The 19527-nt window shown below is 67.5% G+C and carries 16 protein-coding genes; 8 read left to right on the forward strand and 8 right to left on the reverse strand.

Annotation, left to right across the window (positions count from 1 at the left end):
- Positions 1-9 precede the first annotated feature (9 nt).
- Genes ACFC0O_RS08270 through ACFC0O_RS08280 form a run of 3 tightly spaced genes read right to left on the reverse strand, consistent with a single transcriptional unit; the run spans position 10 to position 3646 of the window.
- Positions 10-2505 carry an ABC transporter permease gene (locus ACFC0O_RS08270; RefSeq protein WP_375954885.1) on the reverse strand — a complete coding sequence of 832 codons (2496 nt, stop codon included), beginning with the start codon at positions 2503-2505 and terminating at the stop codon, positions 10-12.
- Positions 2502-3263: an ABC transporter ATP-binding protein gene (locus ACFC0O_RS08275; protein WP_364630245.1), complete on the reverse strand. Its 762-nt coding sequence runs from the start codon at positions 3261-3263 to the stop codon at positions 2502-2504. Before ACFC0O_RS08275 ends, ACFC0O_RS08270 begins: the two co-directional genes overlap by 4 nt.
- Before the next feature lie 53 nt (positions 3264-3316).
- Positions 3317-3646, reverse strand: a complete 330-nt coding sequence (locus ACFC0O_RS08280) for a hypothetical protein (RefSeq protein WP_375954887.1) — start codon at positions 3644-3646, stop codon at positions 3317-3319.
- A gap of 199 nt (positions 3647-3845) precedes the next feature.
- Between ACFC0O_RS08280 and ACFC0O_RS08285 the strand changes: the two genes are divergently transcribed.
- From ACFC0O_RS08285 to ACFC0O_RS08310, 6 genes are all read left to right on the forward strand, one after another.
- Entirely contained in the window at positions 3846-5231 is a 1386-nt protein-coding gene (locus tag ACFC0O_RS08285; protein WP_375954889.1) for a sensor histidine kinase, read from the forward strand.
- Positions 5232-5244: 13 nt separating this feature from the next.
- On the forward strand, positions 5245-5904 hold the full coding sequence (locus ACFC0O_RS08290; RefSeq protein WP_375956044.1) for a response regulator: 660 nt from the start codon (positions 5245-5247) through the stop codon (positions 5902-5904).
- Positions 5905-5955: 51 nt separating this feature from the next.
- Positions 5956-7845, forward strand: coding sequence for a protein kinase (locus ACFC0O_RS08295; protein ID WP_375954891.1), 1890 nt, complete (start codon positions 5956-5958; stop codon positions 7843-7845).
- Between the two features lie 133 nt (positions 7846-7978).
- Entirely contained in the window at positions 7979-8788 is an 810-nt protein-coding gene (locus ACFC0O_RS08300; RefSeq protein ID WP_375954893.1) for a hypothetical protein, read from the forward strand.
- Positions 8789-8888: 100 nt separating this feature from the next.
- On the forward strand, positions 8889-9788 hold the full coding sequence (locus tag ACFC0O_RS08305; RefSeq protein WP_375954895.1) for a hypothetical protein: 900 nt from the start codon (positions 8889-8891) through the stop codon (positions 9786-9788).
- An 87-nt stretch (positions 9789-9875) separates the two neighbouring features.
- Positions 9876-10907 carry an ATP-dependent 6-phosphofructokinase gene (locus ACFC0O_RS08310; RefSeq protein ID WP_364630227.1) on the forward strand — a complete coding sequence of 344 codons (1032 nt, stop codon included), beginning with the start codon at positions 9876-9878 and terminating at the stop codon, positions 10905-10907.
- Between the two features lie 5 nt (positions 10908-10912).
- Here the strand turns inward: ACFC0O_RS08310 and ACFC0O_RS08315 are convergent, their stop codons facing one another.
- From ACFC0O_RS08315 to ACFC0O_RS08335, 5 genes are all read right to left on the reverse strand, one after another.
- Positions 10913-11113 carry a DUF397 domain-containing protein gene (locus ACFC0O_RS08315; RefSeq protein ID WP_364630224.1) on the reverse strand — a complete coding sequence of 67 codons (201 nt, stop codon included), beginning with the start codon at positions 11111-11113 and terminating at the stop codon, positions 10913-10915.
- Positions 11110-11991: a helix-turn-helix domain-containing protein gene (locus ACFC0O_RS08320; RefSeq protein WP_375954897.1), complete on the reverse strand. Its 882-nt coding sequence runs from the start codon at positions 11989-11991 to the stop codon at positions 11110-11112. Before ACFC0O_RS08320 ends, ACFC0O_RS08315 begins: the two co-directional genes overlap by 4 nt.
- 275 nt (positions 11992-12266) lie before the next feature.
- On the reverse strand, positions 12267-14471 hold the full coding sequence (locus tag ACFC0O_RS08325; protein ID WP_375954899.1) for a protein kinase: 2205 nt from the start codon (positions 14469-14471) through the stop codon (positions 12267-12269).
- A 73-nt stretch (positions 14472-14544) separates the two neighbouring features.
- Positions 14545-15204, reverse strand: a complete 660-nt coding sequence (locus tag ACFC0O_RS08330; protein ID WP_364630215.1) for a response regulator transcription factor — start codon at positions 15202-15204, stop codon at positions 14545-14547.
- A gap of 185 nt (positions 15205-15389) precedes the next feature.
- Positions 15390-16607, reverse strand: a complete 1218-nt coding sequence (locus ACFC0O_RS08335) for a sensor histidine kinase (protein WP_375954901.1) — start codon at positions 16605-16607, stop codon at positions 15390-15392.
- Between the two features lie 166 nt (positions 16608-16773).
- On the opposite strand from ACFC0O_RS08335, the gene ACFC0O_RS08340 reads away from it, so the two are divergent.
- Both ACFC0O_RS08340 and ACFC0O_RS08345 read left to right on the forward strand, forming a co-directional pair.
- Positions 16774-17736: a hypothetical protein gene (locus ACFC0O_RS08340; RefSeq protein WP_375954903.1), complete on the forward strand. Its 963-nt coding sequence runs from the start codon at positions 16774-16776 to the stop codon at positions 17734-17736.
- 260 nt (positions 17737-17996) lie between these two features.
- Positions 17997-19451, forward strand: coding sequence for an alpha/beta-hydrolase family protein (locus ACFC0O_RS08345; RefSeq protein ID WP_375954905.1), 1455 nt, complete (start codon positions 17997-17999; stop codon positions 19449-19451).
- Positions 19452-19527: the final 76 nt, after the last annotated feature.

Consider the following 19527-nt stretch of genomic DNA (forward strand, 5'->3'; position numbering starts at 1 on the left):
CCATCCTATTCAGTCGACGGCGAGCGCCTCGACGATGGGCAGGCGGGCCGCGCGCAACGCGGGTGGGATGGACCCGAGCAGCGCCAGGATCAGGGCGATGACCGCGTAGATCACGAGCAGAATGCTGGGCTGGTAGTGGATGTCGATGGAGATGGCCCGGCTCAGCGCCACCGTCGCCAGGTAATGCACGGCCGACCCGACCGCCAGACCCAGTGCGGCACCGGTCACACCGATGCCGACCGCTTCGGTGAGAACCGTGCGCAGCAGGAATCTGCGACTGGTCCCCATGGCGCGCAGCACACCCAATTCGCGCCGCCGCTCCAGCACCGAGAGCATCAGGGTGTTGAGCAGCGCGACCGTGGCCACCAGCACGACTATCCAAAGAATCGCGGCACTGATGGACGAGCCCTGGCGCACACTGCTGGCGATGGCGTCCACCGCCGAGCTACCGGTGGCCACGTGGAAATCGGCGGGGACGACGGCCCGGATGGCATTCAACACCGCGGCATGGTCCGCACCGGGAGCGAAGTCGACCCCGATGATCGTCTCCCCCGGCCGCTGATACCACTGCCGCAGAATGTTCAAGTCCAGCACCACGATTCCGGCGATCGCCGAGAAGTACGGCACGATCCGCAACACCGTGACGTGGTGGATACCGGTGGGTGTCGGCAGATCGAGCCCGGACCCCTCGTGCACGTCCAGCGAGCGCGCCACATCACGGGAGATGACCACGCCCTCACCCGCCGCCATGCGAGCCAGATCGCGTTCGGAGGTCCCGTCCAGCGCGGAACTGCGCGCCACCCCGCCCTCATAACCCTGGAGCATCACGCGCCCGCGCCCGAGCGTGGCGAAAGCCATTTGCGCGGAACCACTCTCGCCGACCCCCGGAATGGCGCGAATCTTGTCCTTGAGATCCGCGGGCAGAATCGGCCCGGTGGGAAACTGCTCCATGGCGGTGGCGCTGACGAAAATATCGGTGCGCCCGAGACTTTCGAAGGTGGCGGCGGCCGCGTCGACCATATTGCGCGAGGCATTGCCCATGGCGACGGTGGCGCAGACACCGATCATGACGGTCATGGCGGTGGCCCACACCCGGCGCGGCGATCGTTCCAGGGTGGTCGCCCCCAATGCCCCGGGCGCACCGAACAGCCTTGCCACCGAGGCGATCACGCGCACGATCGGCCCGGTCGCGGCGAAGCAGAGCACCACCGCGCCGGTGATCGCCAGTGAGATCGCGGCCAGCGAGTAGCGCCCGATATCGGCGTTCGCGATGACGACCGCGCCGCCCACCATGATCGCGCCCAATACCAGCGCACCGTATTTCATGATCGGATTCACGGTGTCCGCCGTGGAGGTGCCGACCGGTGCGAGCGCCTCGATGGGCGCGACCTTGTAGACCTGCCGCGCCGCGATGGCGGCGGCCGCCACACTAGCGAGCACACAGGCGGCTATGGCGACCGGAATGGCATAGCCGGGCACCACGTATTCGGTACGCGCCTCGACCGATTGCACGATGGCCGCGGGCAGTTTGTCGATGGCCGCGCGACCCATGAAGATGCCGATGATCGAACCGGTGATCCCGCCGAACAGTCCGAGAATGGCGGCCTCGACCAGCAGCCCGAGCACCATGGGCCCGCGCTTGCCGCCGATGGCCCGCAGCAGCGACAGCGTCGGACGCCGTTGCGCCACAGCCATACTCATGGCGTTGTAGATCAGGAACGCGGACACGATGAGCGCCGATGCCGAGGAGGCCAGCGTCGAATACCGCACCAGCTGTACCGATCCGCCCGCCTGGGCGGTGCGCAGATCCGGATCCGCAACCACGGCGCGACCGGCGACGACCTGGGTGAGCGCCGAACGCAGTTGATCCACATCGGTATTCGCCGCGGGAATGATCTGCACCGAATCCAGTCGCCCGGCGCGATCGGTGATCTTCTGCGCGACCGGCAGCAGCGCGATGACGATATGCCCGTCATTGATTTTCTTGGACGTCGACTCGTCCAGCACCCCGGCCACGGTGGCGGTGAGCGCGCCGAGCTGGATGCGATCGCCTTCCTTATGCCCCATGGCGGAGCCGATGAGCACGCCGTTGGAGACGGTCAGCAGCTTGCTCGCCTGGTCTTTCAGCGGCCCGCCCAGATCACTGCCGAGTTCGGACACGCTGGCATCCGCGCCGATCAGCAGCGCCCGGCTCGCGCCCGCGCCGACGGATTCGCGCAGCATGGGCACCGCCGTCCCCACCCCGGCGGTGCCCCGAATCTGTTGCAGCAGCGCCTGATCGAATCCGGCGTCGGTGACGCCGCTGATCTCGAGCGCGGCATTGCCGCCCAGGCTGTGGGTGAGTTTGTCCACCGATCCGGTGATGGATCCGGAGATGCTGAAGACCGAAACCAGCAGTCCGGCAGAGACTCCCATCACCACCATGGACATGGTGGTGCGGCCGCGGTGGGCGAGGAGTTCGCCGATATTGAACAGCCGCAGCCGATCCCAGATCGCCTGGATCATGCGCGCACCACCCCGGCGTCATCGGCGTCGGCGGCCGGTGCGGTGGTGACCGGGACGGTGCGCACCTCACCGTCATCGGTGCGTTCCACCAGTTCGGTGGAGCCGATCAGCCCGTCGCGCAGGGTGATGACCCGGTCGCAGTACCGCACCGCGCCCATATCGTGGGTCACCATCACCACCGAGTTGCCCTCGCGGGTGATGTCACCGAGCAGCTGCAGGATCGCCGCGCCGGTCTTGGAGTCCAGGTTGCCGGTGGGCTCATCGGCCAGGATCAGCGGCGGATCCATGATCAGGGCGCGGGCCACCGCGACGCGCTGCATCTGACCGCCGGAGAGTTCGGCGGGCCGGTGCTCGGCGCGTTCGCCGAGCCCGACCATATCGAGCAGTTCCAGCGCGCGCGGCTTGGCCTTGCGTAATCCGGTGCCGTCCAGCAGTTTCGGGATGGCGACGTTCTCCCAGGCCGAGAGCGTGGGCAGCAGGTTGAAGAACTGGAAGATGAAGCCGACCTGATGTCGCCGGAATTCCGATTGCCGATCGTCGTCCAGATCGCCGATCTCCTTGTCCCGGAATCGAATCGATCCGGTATCGGGTGAGTCGAGCGCACCGAGCAGATGCAGCAGCGTGGATTTGCCCGATCCGGACGGACCGATGATGGCGGTGAACTCCCCCGGTTCGATGCGCAGGCTGATGCCGTCCAGCGCGCGCACGGTTTGCCCGCCCACCCGGTATTCCTTTGTCACGTCGGTCAATTCCAGCATGGTGCGTCCCCTCGTAGATCAGCGTGCGGTAGTGCGTCGAGCCCGTGGGGGGCTCAGCGTGCCATCGCCCGCGTCCGCGGGCGCTGGTAGAGCTGGTCGGTGTCGTAGGCGTCCAGGACGGCGCGCAGGGCGGGTTGTTCGGCGGAGAGCTCGAGGAAGATCTCGACCGCCGACTTGCCTTCCGCCAGTGCGTGATCCAGTTTCACCGAGAGATGGTTCTCCCAGCGATGCCGCAGTGCGAGCAATACTCCCTCGCGACCGCCGAACAACCGGTCGAGTTCGGGAATATCGTCGAATAGCCTGGCATCTGCGGGATTTCGCGCGGCGCGGTCCAGGATGGTGTGCAGGATGTCGGTGCGAGCGTGTTGATCTGCCCAGGTCATGGCCCCCAACCTTTCTTCGAAGGTGCTCCCGTCACGGCCCGGCCGGATCGGCGGCGGACCGGTATGACCGAGAACGCTACGGAGGCGAACCCGAGCTGTCTTCGTGCCGCGGCAGCGACTTGACCTCCTACCCCGGTAGGAGCACGGCCCCTGCCCGCGAACGATGTACGCCGTCAGATTCGGCCATTAGCCTTGCAGAATGAACGTGACCGACGCCACCCCCAACGCGATCGGGCGTGCGCTGCGGGATTTTCAGGCCTGGGTGCGGGACAGCGGGCACCGGATTCGGGAGTTCGCGCGACATCCGGTGACCGAGTTCCAGCGCAATGCCGAGCAGTTCGGCTATCCGGCCAATATCGTCGCGCTCATCGATATCGTGCTGTTCGCGGTCGCGGGCCTGGCCGTCTTCCAGCGCTATCACCAGGGCTATTGGCCGAGTCTGCTGCCGATCGTGGCCCTGTTGCTGAGTTACAGCACCGGTCCGCTGTACGCGTTCTTCGGGCTGGTGCCGAAACCGCTGTTGATCGCGGGCCTGACCATGTCCTCCGAGGCGGTGTTCCTGTCCCAGCCGGTGCCGACCGATTCCGCACCTTTCGTTCTGATAGCGGCCGCCGGGGAGATCGCGGCGCTGGCCCCGATGATCGCGAGCATCCCGCTGGCGCTGGCCATGGTCGCGGAGCTGATGTTCTTCTCCTCCATCGGGCACCTCGATATCGGCATGCCGATCTGGTTCTTCGCGGTGACCTGCGGCTGGATGACCGGCCAGATGCTCAACTATCAGCGCCGCTACCTCTATCAGGAACGCGACTACCAGGAGATCCGGGCGACCCAGGCCGCCGATGAGGAGCGCCGCCGCATCGCCCGCGAGGTGCACGATGTGATCGCGCATTCACTGAGCATCACACTGCTGCACGTCACCGCCGCACGGCACGCACTGCAAACCGATCGCGATGTGGACGACGCGGTGGAGGCGCTCACCGACGCCGAGCGGCTGGGCCGTCAGGCCATGGCCGATATTCGCCGCACGGTGGGACTGCTGGATCAGCGCCCCGCCTCGCAGACCCCGGAGCCGGGCCTGGAAGACGTCCCGGATCTGGTGGCGGATTTCGTGCGGGCGGGTATGCCGGTGGAGTACTCCCTGGACGGCGATCCGTCGAATATCTCGGCCGGTGTCGGCCTGGCGCTGTACCGGATCAGTCAGGAATCGCTGGCGAATATCGCCAAGCACGCCCCCGGCGCGGCGGCACGGCTGCGAATCATGCTGTGCAGCAGGGATATCAAGGTGGAAGTGGTCAATACCCTGCCCACCGGCGCGGCCGTGCGCCCCGGCCGGGGTATGGGCATATCCGGTATGCGCCAGCGCATTTCACTGCTCGGCGGCACCCTCACCGCCGGGCCGGTGGGCGACGGCTGGCGGGTGTACGCCCAGATACCGATGTCGAGCCAATTGGCGTGCATGGCGGTCAGCGCCGAGGATTCCCTGCGCGGAGCCCTGCAATCAATGGCGCGCAAACTGCACGACCGACCGAATCCCATGGTGGCCAAGGAAATTCAGGAGAGTGCGCGTGACATCGCAGCCGGATGAACACCTCGTCGGGGTGCTCGTGGTCGACGATCAGGAGCTGGTGCGCGGCGGCCTGCGCCGAATCCTGCGCCGCCGTGACGGTTTCGCGGTGAGCGAATGCGCCGACGGTGACGAGGTGCCCGCCGCGGTCGCGCAGCACAATCCGGATGTGGTGCTGATGGATCTGCGGATGAAGCGCATCGGCGGCATCGAGGCCACCCGCACCCTGCGCACGCGCGCGGACGCGCCGCCGGTACTGGTGCTGACCACCTTCGATGATGATCAATTGCTATCGGGGGCATTACGCGCGGGCGCGGCCGGATTCCTGCTCAAGGACTCCCCCGCCGAGGATTTGATCCGCGCCGTGCGCACGGTCGCCGCGGGCGGTTCGTGGCTCGATCCATCGGTGACCCCGCGGGTGCTCACCGCATACCGGTCGGCACGTCCAACACCCGCGCCGGCGGGCAGCCGCCTGTCCGAACTCACCGTGCGCGAACTCGAAGTGCTCGAACTCATCGCGAAAGGCCGCCTGAACTCCGAGATCGCAAGCGCGCTCGGCATCTCCGAAGTTACGGTGAAAAGCCACGTGGGACACATTTTCGGGAAGCTCGGGTTACGTGATCGCGCCGCGGCTATCGTGTTCGCGTTTGACCATGGCGTAGTCGCACCGGGAGAATCCAACCTCGAGGGGTGAGGTGCGAGCGACTTCTCGCATCGTGCCTGATGAGGTTGGAGGTTTGACGGGGTGGATGCACCGCCATCGCGGGCCGGCGGCAGGTTCGGGCCGTACGAGTTGCGCTCGCTGCTGGGCAGGGGCGGTATGGGTGAGGTCTACGAGGCCTACGACACCTCCAAGGATCGGGTGGTAGCGCTCAAACTGCTACCCGAGGAACTCGCGAAAGACCCGGCCTACCAGGAACGTTTCCGCCGCGAATCGCAGGCGGCGGCGCGCCTGGCCGAACCGCACATCATCCCGATCCACGACTGGGGTGAGATCGACGGGCAGCTGTACATCGATATGCGGCTGGTGCGCGGGCAGGATCTGCGCAGTCTGCTGGAGTCCCAGGGACCGATGTCGCCGATGCGCGCGGTCGGCATCATCGAGCAGATCGCCGCGGCGCTGGACGCCGCGCACTACTCGGGTCTCGTTCACCGGGACGTGAAACCCGCCAATATCCTTGTGACTGATGCGGATTTCGCATATCTCGCGGATTTCGGCATCGCGCGCGCCGAGGGCGATACCACCATCACCGTGGCGGGCACCGCCGTCGGGTCGTACGCGTACATGGCTCCCGAGCGCTTCGACGATTCCGGTCCGGTCACCGGGCGCGCGGATCTCTACTCGCTGGGATGTGTACTGCACGAATGCCTCACGGGCAATAAACCGTTCGCCGCGCAGAATATGAGCGTCCTGATTCGGGCGCACCTGTCCGATCCCGCGCCGCGGCCGAGTCTGCAGCGCGCCGGAATTCCGGCCGCCCTGGACGCGGTGGTGGCGCGGGCGCTGGCCAAGGATCCCAATAGCCGTTTCCTGACCGCGGGCGAATTCGCCAGGGCCGCACGGACTGCCCTCGCGGGCGGTGCGGTCGACGCCGCGCCGACCGAGTATCTGCAGCCGGGTCGCACGGTGCCGCCCGCGGCCCCCGGCACCCTGCCGAGCGGACCTCCCGGAGCCATGCCCGGTGCGCTGACGCCGGGTACGCCCGGCGCGCCCGCGACCGGTGGTCTGCCGCACGGCGCGCCGGCGACCGGGGTGCCGCCGTTCCCGGCACCGGCCCAGCGCGGTCAACAGCCCAGCCAGCCCACCACCGTGCTGCCCATCCGCAATTCGGATCCGACTGTGGTGCAACCGAATACGGGTGCGTTCGCCTACGTCACCGGAGCCTTCCCCGCGCCCGATCCGGCCGAGGGCCCGGGCACCTCGGACCTGCCGGTGATCGTGCCGACCGATCCGACCGTGGTGCGGGTCAGCGATTTCCACTACAGCCCGCTACCGCAGGGCGCGGCCGAACACAGCCGTCAGCAGGCGTGGGGGCATGCGCAGCGGGAGCAGGACTTCCCATATGCGCCAACGCCCGATCCGTCGCTCTACCCGACCTCGGACCATCCGCGCGTGGATACGCCACCGCCGCCGCGCCCGTACAAGCGCTCGGGTCGCAAATCGATGGCGGTGCCGATCTCGATCGGCGTACTGGTGGTCGCGATCGCCGCGATCGCCGGTGCGGTGGGCTGGCAAGTCCTGGATCGCTCCGGCAACGAAGCACCGAGTGTGACCGTGGCACAGGGCAATCCGAGCTATACCGCGCCGACGTCGCAGCCCCGCACTTCGACCGCGCCGAGCACCACCTCGACGGCCCCGGTGCAGCTGCCCGCGGGCGCGTCGCCGTGCCAGCTGTCGTACCCGGTACTCAATGGCTACACCGGGTCCGCGACCGGATCCACCGTTACCAGTTGCCCTTTCGCGGAGGAAGTACGCCGGGCGTATGCCGACGCGACTACAGGACGACCGGGTACAACAAGTAGTGTGGTGGTTGTCAGCCCGGTAACAAATCGGGCGTACACGATGAACTGCACGGCGACAGGGAAATTGGTCACCTGCATCGGTGGTGAGAACGCGGTGGTGTATGTCTACTGATCCGGTACCGGCCTGTCGCAAGGCCATTGCTCGATGTTTCTCTTTTGCGACACTGCTGGCGGTATCGGCGTGCGCGATGCACGTGAGTTCGGCGGATGCGCCGGCCACGGGCTCCGCGGAGGTCCCGCCCGCTTTGGAGACGACCGAGACGCCCGGCTTGTCGATGATCGCGCCGAACTTCCCGGATATGTTCGGGCTGCCGAAATCGATTACGTTCGCAGCGGATTTCGCGGATCTGCAGTCCGCGCTGGACGGTCGCGTCGGACTCGCGGTGATGCCGGTCGGCGGCGGCGATATGACGGTGCTGGGCAACTGGACCACCGGCATCGCCTGGTCCACCATCAAGGTGCCGCTGGCGCTGGCCGCCATGCGCCAGGATCCGACCGGATTGCGGGAGCTGGCCGAAGCGGCCATCACCTTCTCCGATAACGATGCGGCGCAAACGCTTTGGACCTCGCTGGGCACCGGCTCGCAGGCAGCGGCCGCGGTCGAGTCGATCCTGCGCGAGGCGGGCGACGCCACCACCGATGTGGCCGCGCGCCATACCCGCCTGGCCACCCTGGGCTCGGATGATCTGCTCGCCTTCGGCGCGACGGACTGGTCGCTCACCGATCAGGTGAAGTTCGCCTCCAAGCTGCCGTGCCTGCCGCGCGCGAATTCGGTTGTCTCACTGATGAGTGAGATCACCCCGAGCCAGAGCTGGGGTCTGGGCCGCTTGATCGGCGCGGAGTTCAAGGGCGGCTGGGGCCCCGATGACGACACCGGCAATTACACGGTGCGCCAGTTCGGTTTGATCCCGACGCTGGCCGGTCCGATCGCCGTCGCGCTCGCCGCCGAACCCACGTCCGGCAGCTTCGAGGATGCCACCGACATGATGGACAAGATGGCGCTGCTGCTCGGCGATCACCTGCCCGACCTACACGGCGGGCTCTGCTCACATTGACGGAAAGCCCCGGGCGGCACCGCAATTCTCGAGGTTGAGAGAGCATCCTCGAGATTGACGCATACCGGTGAGTCCGCTAGGAAACAGGGACTCGCCGGAGATGATGGAGGTAACCCGGGTGGACGCACCATATTCGCCGCGCGGACGCTTGGCCGCGATCGTGAGCTGTTGCGCGGCAGTCCTGCTGGTGACCGCCGGATGCTCCAGCAAGCCCGCGATCGTCCCCACCGCGACCACCGCCGCGACCAAGGCGCCCGGCTCACTCCCGTCCACGCTGGTGGCGGCCATGCCGGGCACGCTGGCCTGGGATTTCGAGAATGAGCTACGCCAGAGCCTCAATGGCAAAGTGGCGCTGGCGATTCTGCCGGTGAACAGCGATCGGGCCATGACACTCGGTGATTGGACCGTCGGGCCCGCCTGGTCCTCGATCAAGGTGCCGCTCACCCTCGCCGCGCTGCGCGCGAATCCGGGCTATACCGGGGCCGCCAGCAATGCGATCACCAACTCCGACAATGCCGCCGCGGATATGCTGTGGCAGTCGCTGGGCACACCGGAGGTCGCCGCGCAGGCGGTGCAGGATGTGCTGCGCGAGGGCGGCGACAACACCACCAAGGTGCCCGCGAACCGTTCCCGTTCGGATTACTCGGCTTTCGGGCAGGCCGAATGGGCCATCGCCGATCAGCTCACCTTCGCCGCGCATCTGCCCTGTCTGCCGCAATCGGATTCGGTCACCTCGTTGATGGGCAAGATCAGCTCCGGGCAGCGCTGGGGGCTCGGCACGCTCAGCGGAGCGCAGTTCAAGGGCGGCTGGGGGCCCGATACCAGCGGTGACTATCTGGTCCGGCAGTTCGGGCTGATTCCGGTCAGCGGCGGGCAGGTGGCCATCGCGATTGCCGCGCAGCCTGCTTCGGGGTCCTTCGATGACGGCACCGCCATGCTCACCAAGATCGCCGGGCTGATCGATTCGCATCTGAGCGAGTTACGCGGCGGTAAGTGCTGAACTCTGCGCGGGCGCTGAGGGCCTCTTAACCAGCGGTTCACGGGGGCGCGCCCCACCGCGACCCCGACTCGGGGCAAGATAGACGCCATGCGCATCGGAGTCTTGACCGGAGGCGGAGACTGCCCTGGACTGAACGCGGTGATCCGAGCTGTCGTTCGCACCGCGAACGGCCGCTGGGGCGACGCGATCGTCGGGTTCCAGGACGGGTGGCGCGGGCTACTCGAGGATCGCAAGATCCAGATTCTGAACAATGACCGCACCGACCGGCTGCTCACCAAGGGCGGCACCATCCTCGGCACCGCCCGCACCAATCCGGACGTACTGCGCGCCGGACTGCCACGCATCAAACAGACCCTGGACGACAACGGAATCGACGCCCTCATCCCGATCGGCGGCGAGGGCACCCTGACCGCTGCCAGCTGGCTCGCCGACGAAGGCGTCCCGGTGGTCGGCGTCCCCAAGACCATCGACAACGATATCGACTGCACCGACACCACATTCGGGCACGACACCGCCATCGCCATCGCCACCGAGGCCATCGACCGGCTGCACACCACCGCCGAATCGCATCAGCGCGTCATGCTCGTCGAGGTGATGGGACGGCACGCGGGCTGGATCGCCATCAACTCCGGTATCGCCTCCGGGGCGCATCTGACCCTGGTGCCCGAGGTGCCGTTCGATGTGGACGAGGTCTGCGCCATGGTGAAACGGCGCTTCCAGCGCGGGGATTCGCACTTCATCTGCGTGGTCGCCGAAGGGGCGCATCCGGATCCGAAATCCATGGCGCTGCGCGACGGCGGCATCGACGAATTCGGGCATGTGCGCTTCACCGGTGTGGCGCAGCAGCTCGCACCGGAGATCGAACGGCGCATCGGCAAAGAGGTGCGGGTGACCGTGCTGGGGCATGTGCAGCGCGGTGGTACGCCCACCCCGTACGACCGGGTGCTGGCCACTCGCTTCGGCGTGCATGCGGCAGAAGCCGTGCACGCCGGTCAATTCGGGCAGATGGTCGCGGCGCACGGCACCGAAATCGAACTGGTGCCACTGTCCGAGGCGACCAAACAGCTCAAACTCGTTCCGCAGGAACGCTATCGGGAAGCCGCCGCTTTCTTCGGCTGATCCCGTTACACCTCGAAACGCCCCTGCCGCAGTGCGGCGGTGAATCTGTCCCATTCGGCGGGCCCGAATAGCAATTCGGGCCCGGCCGGATTCTTGCTATCCCTAACTCCCACACCTGTTTCCAGGAATGCGATCTCCACGCACTCCTTCGCCCCGGTGCTGCGGGCGCTCTTGAACCACCTGTTGCCGGACGGTTCGTCACTCACGTTCCGTACTCCTTCGCTGCCTTGCGCAACAGATCCCTACTACTGGCCTCATCCAGCGCCGAGTACTGGAGAGCCTGGTATGCCTGGCGATACTTTTCGACCGCGGCCTGCTTTTCCAGATAGAGGTCGCCGAGAAAGTTCTCCAGGTACACCACGGTGGGTTCGACCGGTCGGTTTACTGTGTCCCGGCCGAAATCCAGAATCACGAACGGCCCCACGGTATGGCCGATCGGGACGCCCGCGGAGAAGGGTAGTACACGCACAGCGATCGTCGGGAGTGTCGACATGTCCGCGACGCGTCGCAGCTGTGCGGACATGATCCTCGGACTACCCACGACCCGGCGTAATGCCGTTTCATGGACGATTACGGTGAAGCTGGCGGCATTGCGTTTTCTGGTCAAAAGGGACTGCCGGCGCATCTTCAACTGCACTCTGCGGTCGATGTCACCGCCCTCAGCATCCGGCCAGTAATCACTGATCAGGACGCGTGCGTAATCGGTGGTCTGCAGCAGTCCGGGGATGAGATCGGGTTGATAGGAGACCAGGCTGCGCGCCGAGGCCTCCAGGCCCACATAGACATTGAAGCCCTCGGGAATGAGGTCGTCGTATTCGTGCCACCAGGACTTGACACTGGCCTGCTGGGCCAGACCCATGACGGCGGAACTGAACTCATCGTCGAAGTCATATATGCGGCATAACTCCCGAATGTCCAGTACGCGAATCTTTTCCGCGTTTCCGGTCTCCAGGCGCTGTAGTTTCGACTCGCTCCACTCCATCATCGAAGCGGCTTCGGCAATGGTCATATTGCATTGCATCCGCCCCTCGCGCAGGTATCGCCCCAACTGACGGCGCGGCAGCGTAGAACCATGATCGGACATCGAGTCCTCCCCCGCGAAGGCGGTTTTCGGTCACTGTGAACGATGCTCCCACGCAATATGAATGCCGACCTGGAGGTTTCACAAACTTTCCGCCGACACGCGAATTCCATTGCCCGCCCGCACCCCCCAATGCTGGACTGGAACAGCGCCCGGCGAGAGCCGGAGCCCTGATTTCGGACCCACTCGTCCCCGAGCCGGGCGCACCACAACTCCCCCGCCGCGCGCCGATTCCCGCCCGTAGCAAGTGGAACCGGCCCGGCACGACGGCAGCGCTGCTACCCGGCCACCTGAATCACCACGAACGCCAGCATCAGCAGCAGTGCCAGCGCCGCCAGCCCCAGCACCACCAGGGCGGTGAGTTGCGATCTGCCGACCCGATCCGGAACCTGCTGCGGTGGAGCGGAATTCATCGGGTATCCGGGCGGAGCGAAGGCCGGTGCGGGCGGCACCGGCCCGGACTCCGGACTCCGAGTGGGCTCCGGACTCCGGGCGGGCTCGACCGGAGACACCACACCGGGATCCGAGGTCTGAGCGGGCTCGCTCGGCGGCGCTGCCGTGCCGGGGCGCGCCCACACCCGATCGGGATCCGGCGGATCGGATACCGCCACGGGCTGGCTCGGTGGGGTCGCACCGCCTCCTGTCGAGGGCACGAATGCCCCGGACTCCGGATTCCGCTGCGCCGCATCGGGATAGCCCGACGAACCGGACGGCTTCGCGGTTCCGGCATCGGTTGCGCCCGGGGTAGTCGAGTCGGCTTCCGATTCCGAATCCGACGCGCCCTCGCGTACCGATTCCGGTGACGAATCAGGTGCTTCCACTTCGCTACTCGGCACCGCGCCACCAGAACCCACCCCGGGCGAGGTAGCACCGGATGTCGAATCCACGACGGTGGACGATTCATCCGTCGAACCGGACGAATCGGGAGCAAGGGCGGTCTCACCGCCGGACGCGCCCTTCGGATCAGATGCTTGCGCGCCCGGCTGGGCAGCGGCCGCGGGGTGCCGTTCGACCGTCCATGGTTCGGATGAATCGTGCTGCGCCGGTGCCGAGGTCGCGGGAGCCGCACCGGATGAGGACGAGGGGTCGCGGCGGGTCGGGTAGGAATCCGTCGGACGGGTGGAAAGCGCATCCGCAACGTGCGCATCCTCGGCCGACGAGTCCGGCGACGGCGAATCCGTGGGTGGGCGATGCGTCGGGAAGGAATCGGTGGGGCGGAACGCCGAATCATCGAGCGGCACTGCCTGATCCGCGCCGGGCTGGGCCGGGGGCTGTTGCGGGACCTGATAGTTCGGCACGCCGGGCGGCTGCTGGGCGGGCGGATACGCCTGTGCGGGTGCCGCACCCGGCTGCGGAGCGGGAGAGTATGCCTGTCCCGGTTGCGCCCCGGGTTGCTGGGGTGCGGGATACGGCTGGGGTGCGGCGGGTACCGGGCTCGGCGGCTGCGCGGCCGGTGAATAGGGCTGGGGCGCAATGGGTGCCGCGCCGGGCGATTGGCCCTGCTGGGGGGCGGGCGGGTAGCCCGGGGGCTGTTGGGGTGGGTAGTTCGGGGCGGGGGCGTAGCCCGGCGGGGCGGGGTAAGCGCCGACGGGGGGTGCGCCGTAGATCGGGGGTGCGACGGTGTACGGAGTGCCCGGGTGGATGGGGGTGGTGTTGGTGAGGGCGTGGCGGGCGGCCTTGGCGAAATCGGAGCAGGAGGGGAAGCGGTCGGCGGGGCGTTTGGCCATGGCCTTGGTGAGGACGGCGTCCATGGCCTGGGTGAGGCCGGGGCGGCGCAGGGAGACCGGGGGCGGGAGGAGTTGGAGGTGGCCGCGGATGAGTTCGCCCGGATGCGGGGAGTCGTAGGGGCCCGCGCCGATGAGGAGCCAGTAGAGGGCGCAGGCCAGGGAGTACTGGTCGGTGGTGTGATCGAGGTGGCCGCCGGTCATCTGTTCCGGGGAGGCGTAGGCCAGGGTGGCGGTGAACATGCCGCGCTGGGTGAGATGGGTGGAATCCTCGCGCAGGCGGGCGATGCCGAAATCGGTGAGGAAGACGCGCTCACCGTGGCCCGCGACCGCCCGGGCCAGAATGATGTTGGCGGGCTTGACATCCCGATGCAGCACACCGCGTGCATGCGCGTAATCCAGTGCGTCCGCGACACCCTCGATGATCTGTACCGCGCGCTCGGGCGGCAACTGCGTGACATTCACCCCGGCCGCGTCCACGCCGTCGATGAACTGCATGGAGATCCACAGCTGCTCGTCCTCGGTGCCGCGGTCGTACACCTCGACGATATTGGGGTGATCCAGCTGCGCAACCAGATCCGCCTCGCGCTCGAAGCGCGCGCGAATCTCCCTGTCCGCGAAGAGTTCCCGATTCAGCAGTTTGAGTGCGGTGAGCCGCCCCAGCCGCGGATGCCTGGCCAGGAACACCGACCCCATACCGCCCTGACCGAGCATCCTCTCGATGGTGAAACCGGCGAATACGTCACCGTTGTTCAACACTGTGACGACCCCCTTCCGGTGACGTTCGAGTCCGTGAGCCTACCGCGCAAAATACCGTCCGACCGGCCCGATTTCAGCCCGGTGTGACCAGGCCGGATTCGTACGCCAGTACCACCGCCTGCGCGCGATCGCGCAGATTCAGTTTGGCGAAAACCTTGGAGACATGGGTCTTCACGGTCTGCTCGGCCACGAACAGATTCTCGGCGATCTCCGCGTTGGACAGCCCGCGCGCGACCAGTTCCAGCACTTCCCGCTCGCGGGGAGTCAAAACCCCGAGCGCGGGCGCGGGCGCACGGCGATTGCGGCGCTTGGTGACATCGGCGATGAGCCGGCGGGTGACCGTCGGAGCCAATAGCGCGTCACCGGCGGCGACCACCCGCACCGCGCGCACCAGTTCCTCGGCGGGCGCGTCCTTGAGCAGGAATCCGCTCGCGCCGATGCCCAGCGCCTCGTACACGTAATCGTCGATATCGAAGGTGGTGAGCATGAGCACCCGCACCGGCGGATCGAAATTGGCGGACAGAATCGCCCGCGCGGCATCGAGCCCATTCATCTCCGGCATGCGCACATCCATCAGCACCACATCCGGGCGCAGCCGTTTCGCTTCCGCCACAGCGGCTTTCCCATCGGGGGCGTCCCCGATCACGCTGATATCGGGTTGCGCCGCCAGCAGCGCGCCGAAACCCGCACGCACCATCGCCTGATCATCGGCGATCAACACCGTTATCGCCACAGTCCCACCTCACGCACCCAACCGAGTTTGCCACGCCACGCGCCGGAGAGCCTCAGCCACATCGACTTCGCACCCGACGCGCCGCGATATCCGGCGAATCGGATCGCCGAGCGAGGCCCGGCGATGCCCTCCACACGCGAACGCGTCCCCCGCACGAGTGATGCGAGGGACGCGAATCGCACGAATCAGATCGCGGGGTGCAGGTCCGCCACTCCGGTCACGGTGGCGACGCCGGGCGTCAGCGGCAACTCCGCCCGCACCTCGAAGCCACCGTCGGAACGCGGTGCGGCGGTGAGATTGCCGCCGACCGCGACGGCCCGGGCCTGCATACCCGCGATACCGCTGCCGCCGACGTGATCGGTATGCGGTGCGCTGTGCGGGCGATCATTGGCGATGGACAGATTCAACGCGGCCGCGGTGGTGATGCGCACCCAGACCGGGGCGCCGGGCGCGTGCCGGGAGGCATTGGCCAGCGATTCCTGCGCGATGCGGTACAGCGCGAGACCGGTGGTGTCCGGGATCGCGTCCAGATTCCCGTCGATGGTCCAGGTGAGCGGCACCCCGGCCCGGCGCGCACCCTCGAGCAGGGCGAGCACATCGGTGGCGGTGGGTTGCGGTGCGTGCTCGGGCAATTGCCCGTCACTGCGCAGCACGCCCAGCAGTCCGCGAATCTCGTTGAGCGCGGCGCGCGCTCCCGAACCGATGGATTCGAATTCCTCGCAGGCGGCCGGGGAGAGCCCTTCGATGCGATAGGGCGCGGTCTGCGCCTGCACCACCACCATGGACATATGGTGCGCGACCACATCGTGCAGATCGCGGGCGATGCGCGCCTTCTCCTCCAGGATCGCGCGGCGGGCGCGCTCGAGCTCGGTCTCCTCGGACTGTTTGAGCAGCTGCTGCCGGGACACCACCACCCAGCGCACCAGCAGGCCGAAGATCACCAGCCCGGTGATGGCGATGGGCCAGCCGAATCCGGCCTCGGCGAAACTGTCCCCCGTCTGGGCCATGGTGGTGGCCATCAGCAGGGACGTCGCGATCCAGGCCACGCCGACGATCTGCATGGGCGCGCGCACCGCGACCGCGAAGACCAGCACGAACAGCGACAGGATGTGCACCACCTGGAACGGCAGCGTATTGCCCGGCTGATGCGGTACCGCCAGTGAGATGAGCAGTGCCGATCCGGCCGAGACCGCCCAGCCCAGCGCCGGATTCACCCGCACCAGCAGCACCGGGAAAGCCGCGAATCCGGCGATGAACGGCATCGCCGCCGCCGGCACCTGATGGGTGAGCTGCAGTGTCGGCCACGCCACCGCCATGAAGACCAGCGCGACGAACACCGTGACGATGTCGACCCACTGCCGAGCTCGCCCCGAATTCACCCGTTTGCCCAAGTTACCGACCATGCCCTCGACGGTAGAGAACTCCCGGCCCTTCCACCTCATACCCCCGGCTCATCTTGCACCCCCTACCCCGGTATCACTCGCACCCCGCCCTCCCCCACCTCACCCACCACCGAACACCCCCGCAGCGTGAAGCCCCCCGGTCACCCGCATTCCTAGCGTCTTGGCCATGAGAGCGTTCCCGTCCCACCCGGGCACTCCGGACCTGGATACCCAGCCCGCAGCCGGCACAAGCCGCACCACCGTCGCAGGCATTTCCACCGCTGACAACGGCCATCGCGCAGGCCGCTTCGCGACCGATCACACCGTTGAGCCGATCGCGACCACCACGGATCACACACAGCGCCGCCACGATGAGGCAGCGGATCTGCCGGGCTCCGGCACCCATGCACGACGCGCTGATGCTCCGGGCGCGAGCCGACTGCACCGGGTCGGCATGCTCGCGGGGGCGGCAACCGTATTGTTCTCCGTCGCAGTGGCTTTCGCGCCGTCGGCGGGAGCCGTCGCGACCGCGCCGGTGATCGTCGAAAACGCGGCCGCACGGGTCGGGATCATGGAATCAACTGCCGCGCAGCCCGATCCGGGCACCATTGCGGACGGCTTCGTCACCGAGTTCGGCTACCGCCCGGTCATCGAGGCGGGCATGCTGGTCAACCCCAACGGTGACTGCTCCTCCCCCATCCCGCTCCCCCGCGAGTTCGACACCGCCTGCAAGGCACACGATCTCGGCTACGACATGCTCCGCTACGCCGATGCACACGGCCAGCCCCTGGGCCCCTGGGCGCGCCAAACCGCCGACGCCGCACTGGATCAGCGCATGCACGAATCCTGCCTGACCCGCGCCGACGCCCTGTCCCGCGCCCAGTGCCAGCTCATGGCCGGAGTCGCCGCCACCTTCGTGGACCTGAACTCCGCCCGCCAGGACTACGGCGTCCCCGTCCACGAGGCCATGTTCGATTCCACCGATAACGCGCCCTCCCCGATCGTCCGCTACAGCGCCTTCGGCCTCCTGGCGGCCGTATTCGCCGCCACCGCAACCTTCTTCGCTCGCAGGTCGCGCCGCTCGCTGCCGACTGCGATCAATTCGGCATCGACTTCGCGCATGCCCCTGGCGCAGGCGGTGACGCTGTGAGCACACACATCGAACAGTCCGAGTCGGCGCGAACGGGTGACCGGCCCGAGAGCGAGAATGCCGCGCGACCCGATTCACCGCGGGCGAATACATCCGGTGGCGCAGGGGTCGTAGCCGATTCGACAACCACCGCCGCGGCGGCGGCCCAACGCGACGGCGGCGGCCACAGACCCGGGAGAAGCGGAGCCGAGCGGAGCGACGTCACTCTCGCGACGACCGATACCCGGCGCAACGGTCGAGTAGGCGCTGACGGGGCAGCGTTGAGCGCACTTGCCACCGCGCGGGCGGACGCGGGAAGCAGGCCGGATGCGGTCTCCCGGGACGAGCGGGTCCGTGAGTCCGGGCGGCTCGAATCCATATCCGAAACCGGACGTGCGCCTTGGCGATTCGGCTGGCCACGGGCAGGAACGACGCTCGGGGTCGTCTTCGGAGTGCTGGCGTCGCTGGCTCCGGGGCTGTTGCCGCGGACTCCTTCGGCGCAGGGGATTGTGACGGCACTGCTGGTGCTGATCGGTCTGGGCGTGGTCGGGCTCGGCCGAATCGCTGTGCGCCGGATGGGGTTCGAGCGGGGCGCGGTGCGGGAGCGTTTGCGGTTGCCCGCGCTGGTGGCGGCGGTTCCGGTGACGGCGGTCGCGATGGCGTGGGCACAGCATTGGCAGAACCGATTGCGGGATGCGATGGATGTCTCGCCGGTCGGTCCCCTGTACTGGGTGCAGTGGGCGATGTGGTCGACGGCCATCGTCGCGCTGGTGGTCGGGATCTGCCTCGGAATTCGCTGGGCGGTACGGCGATTGGGCCGGTTGCGGAGTCTGCTGGCGTTGGTCGCCCTCGCGGTGACGGCGCAGTTCGTAGTGGTGCCCACCGTGGTGGATTGGCGCAAGGCCTCGTATGCGGCGGCCAACGCCTATGTGGATCCGACGCTGGTGCAGCCGGTTTCGCCGAATCGGTCGGGGAGTCCGGTGTCGGCGGCCAGTTGGCCCTCGCTGGGGTCGCAGGGACGCAAGTTCGTCTCCGGATCGCCCGCACAGAGTGTGCGGGTCTATGTGGGGCTGAACTCGGCACCGGATCTGAACGCGCGTGTGGCGCTGGCGATTCGGGAGTTGGAGCGCTCGGGTGGGTTGGAGCGGGCGAACCTGGTGGTGACCGTGCCGACCGGGTCCGGGTGGATCGACGGTGAAGCGGCCACCGGATTGGATCAGCGGTTCGGCGGCGATGTAGCGCTGGTGGGAGTGCAGTACTCGGACGCCCCCAGCTGGGTCACCTTCATGTTCGGCCGCGCGGCCGCCGAGGAATCCGCCCGAGCCCTGTTCACGGCTGTGGAACAACGGATTTCAACCCTCCCGCATCCGCCCAAGCTCTACGTCTACGGCCAGAGCCTGGGCGCGCTCGGCGGCAATTCGATCTTCGCCACCGACGCCGAACAGGACCGTCGCACCTGCGCGGTGCTGTGGGCCGGACCGCCCGCCAACGATGTCCATCGCGGCGGAGCGACAATCCTCGCGAACGCCTCCGACCCGGTCGTGCACTGGTCCCCGTCACTACTGTGGAGCCCCCCGAACCTCACCGGCACCCGCCCGGACGCCCCTGTCCCGCAATGGCTCCCAATGCTGAGCTTCCTCCAAACCAGCGCCGATCTGCTGGCCGCACTGGACGCTCCCGCCGGTCACGGCCATCGCTACGGCACCGATCAGGGCAACGCCCTGGGCTCCTGCTGAGCCCGCGAAATAGAGGGCTGAATAGTCAGCGAACTTCTGGCATTGTTGATTTCTGACCCATTTGTCCGTTTCGAAG

The sequence above is a fragment of the Nocardia sp. NPDC056100 genome (assembly GCF_042266325.1).
Taxonomy (GTDB): domain Bacteria; phylum Actinomycetota; class Actinomycetes; order Mycobacteriales; family Mycobacteriaceae; genus Nocardia.

Coding starts and splice junctions, on each gene's coding strand:
- ACFC0O_RS08275 (WP_364630245.1), bottom strand. CDS start 3,263: ATGCTGGAATTGACCGACGTGACAAAGGAATACCGGGTGGGCGGGCAA.
- ACFC0O_RS08280 (WP_375954887.1), bottom strand. CDS start 3,646: ATGACCTGGGCAGATCAACACGCTCGCACCGACATCCTGCACACCATC.
- ACFC0O_RS08320 (WP_375954897.1), bottom strand. CDS start 11,991: ATGTCCGATCATGGTTCTACGCTGCCGCGCCGTCAGTTGGGGCGATAC.
- ACFC0O_RS08335 (WP_375954901.1), bottom strand. CDS start 16,607: ATGGTCGGTAACTTGGGCAAACGGGTGAATTCGGGGCGAGCTCGGCAG.
- ACFC0O_RS08340 (WP_375954903.1), top strand. CDS start 16,774: ATGAGAGCGTTCCCGTCCCACCCGGGCACTCCGGACCTGGATACCCAG.
- ACFC0O_RS08305 (WP_375954895.1), top strand. CDS start 8,889: ATGATGGAGGTAACCCGGGTGGACGCACCATATTCGCCGCGCGGACGC.
- ACFC0O_RS08310 (WP_364630227.1), top strand. CDS start 9,876: ATGCGCATCGGAGTCTTGACCGGAGGCGGAGACTGCCCTGGACTGAAC.
- ACFC0O_RS08285 (WP_375954889.1), top strand. CDS start 3,846: ATGAACGTGACCGACGCCACCCCCAACGCGATCGGGCGTGCGCTGCGG.
- ACFC0O_RS08270 (WP_375954885.1), bottom strand. CDS start 2,505: ATGATCCAGGCGATCTGGGATCGGCTGCGGCTGTTCAATATCGGCGAA.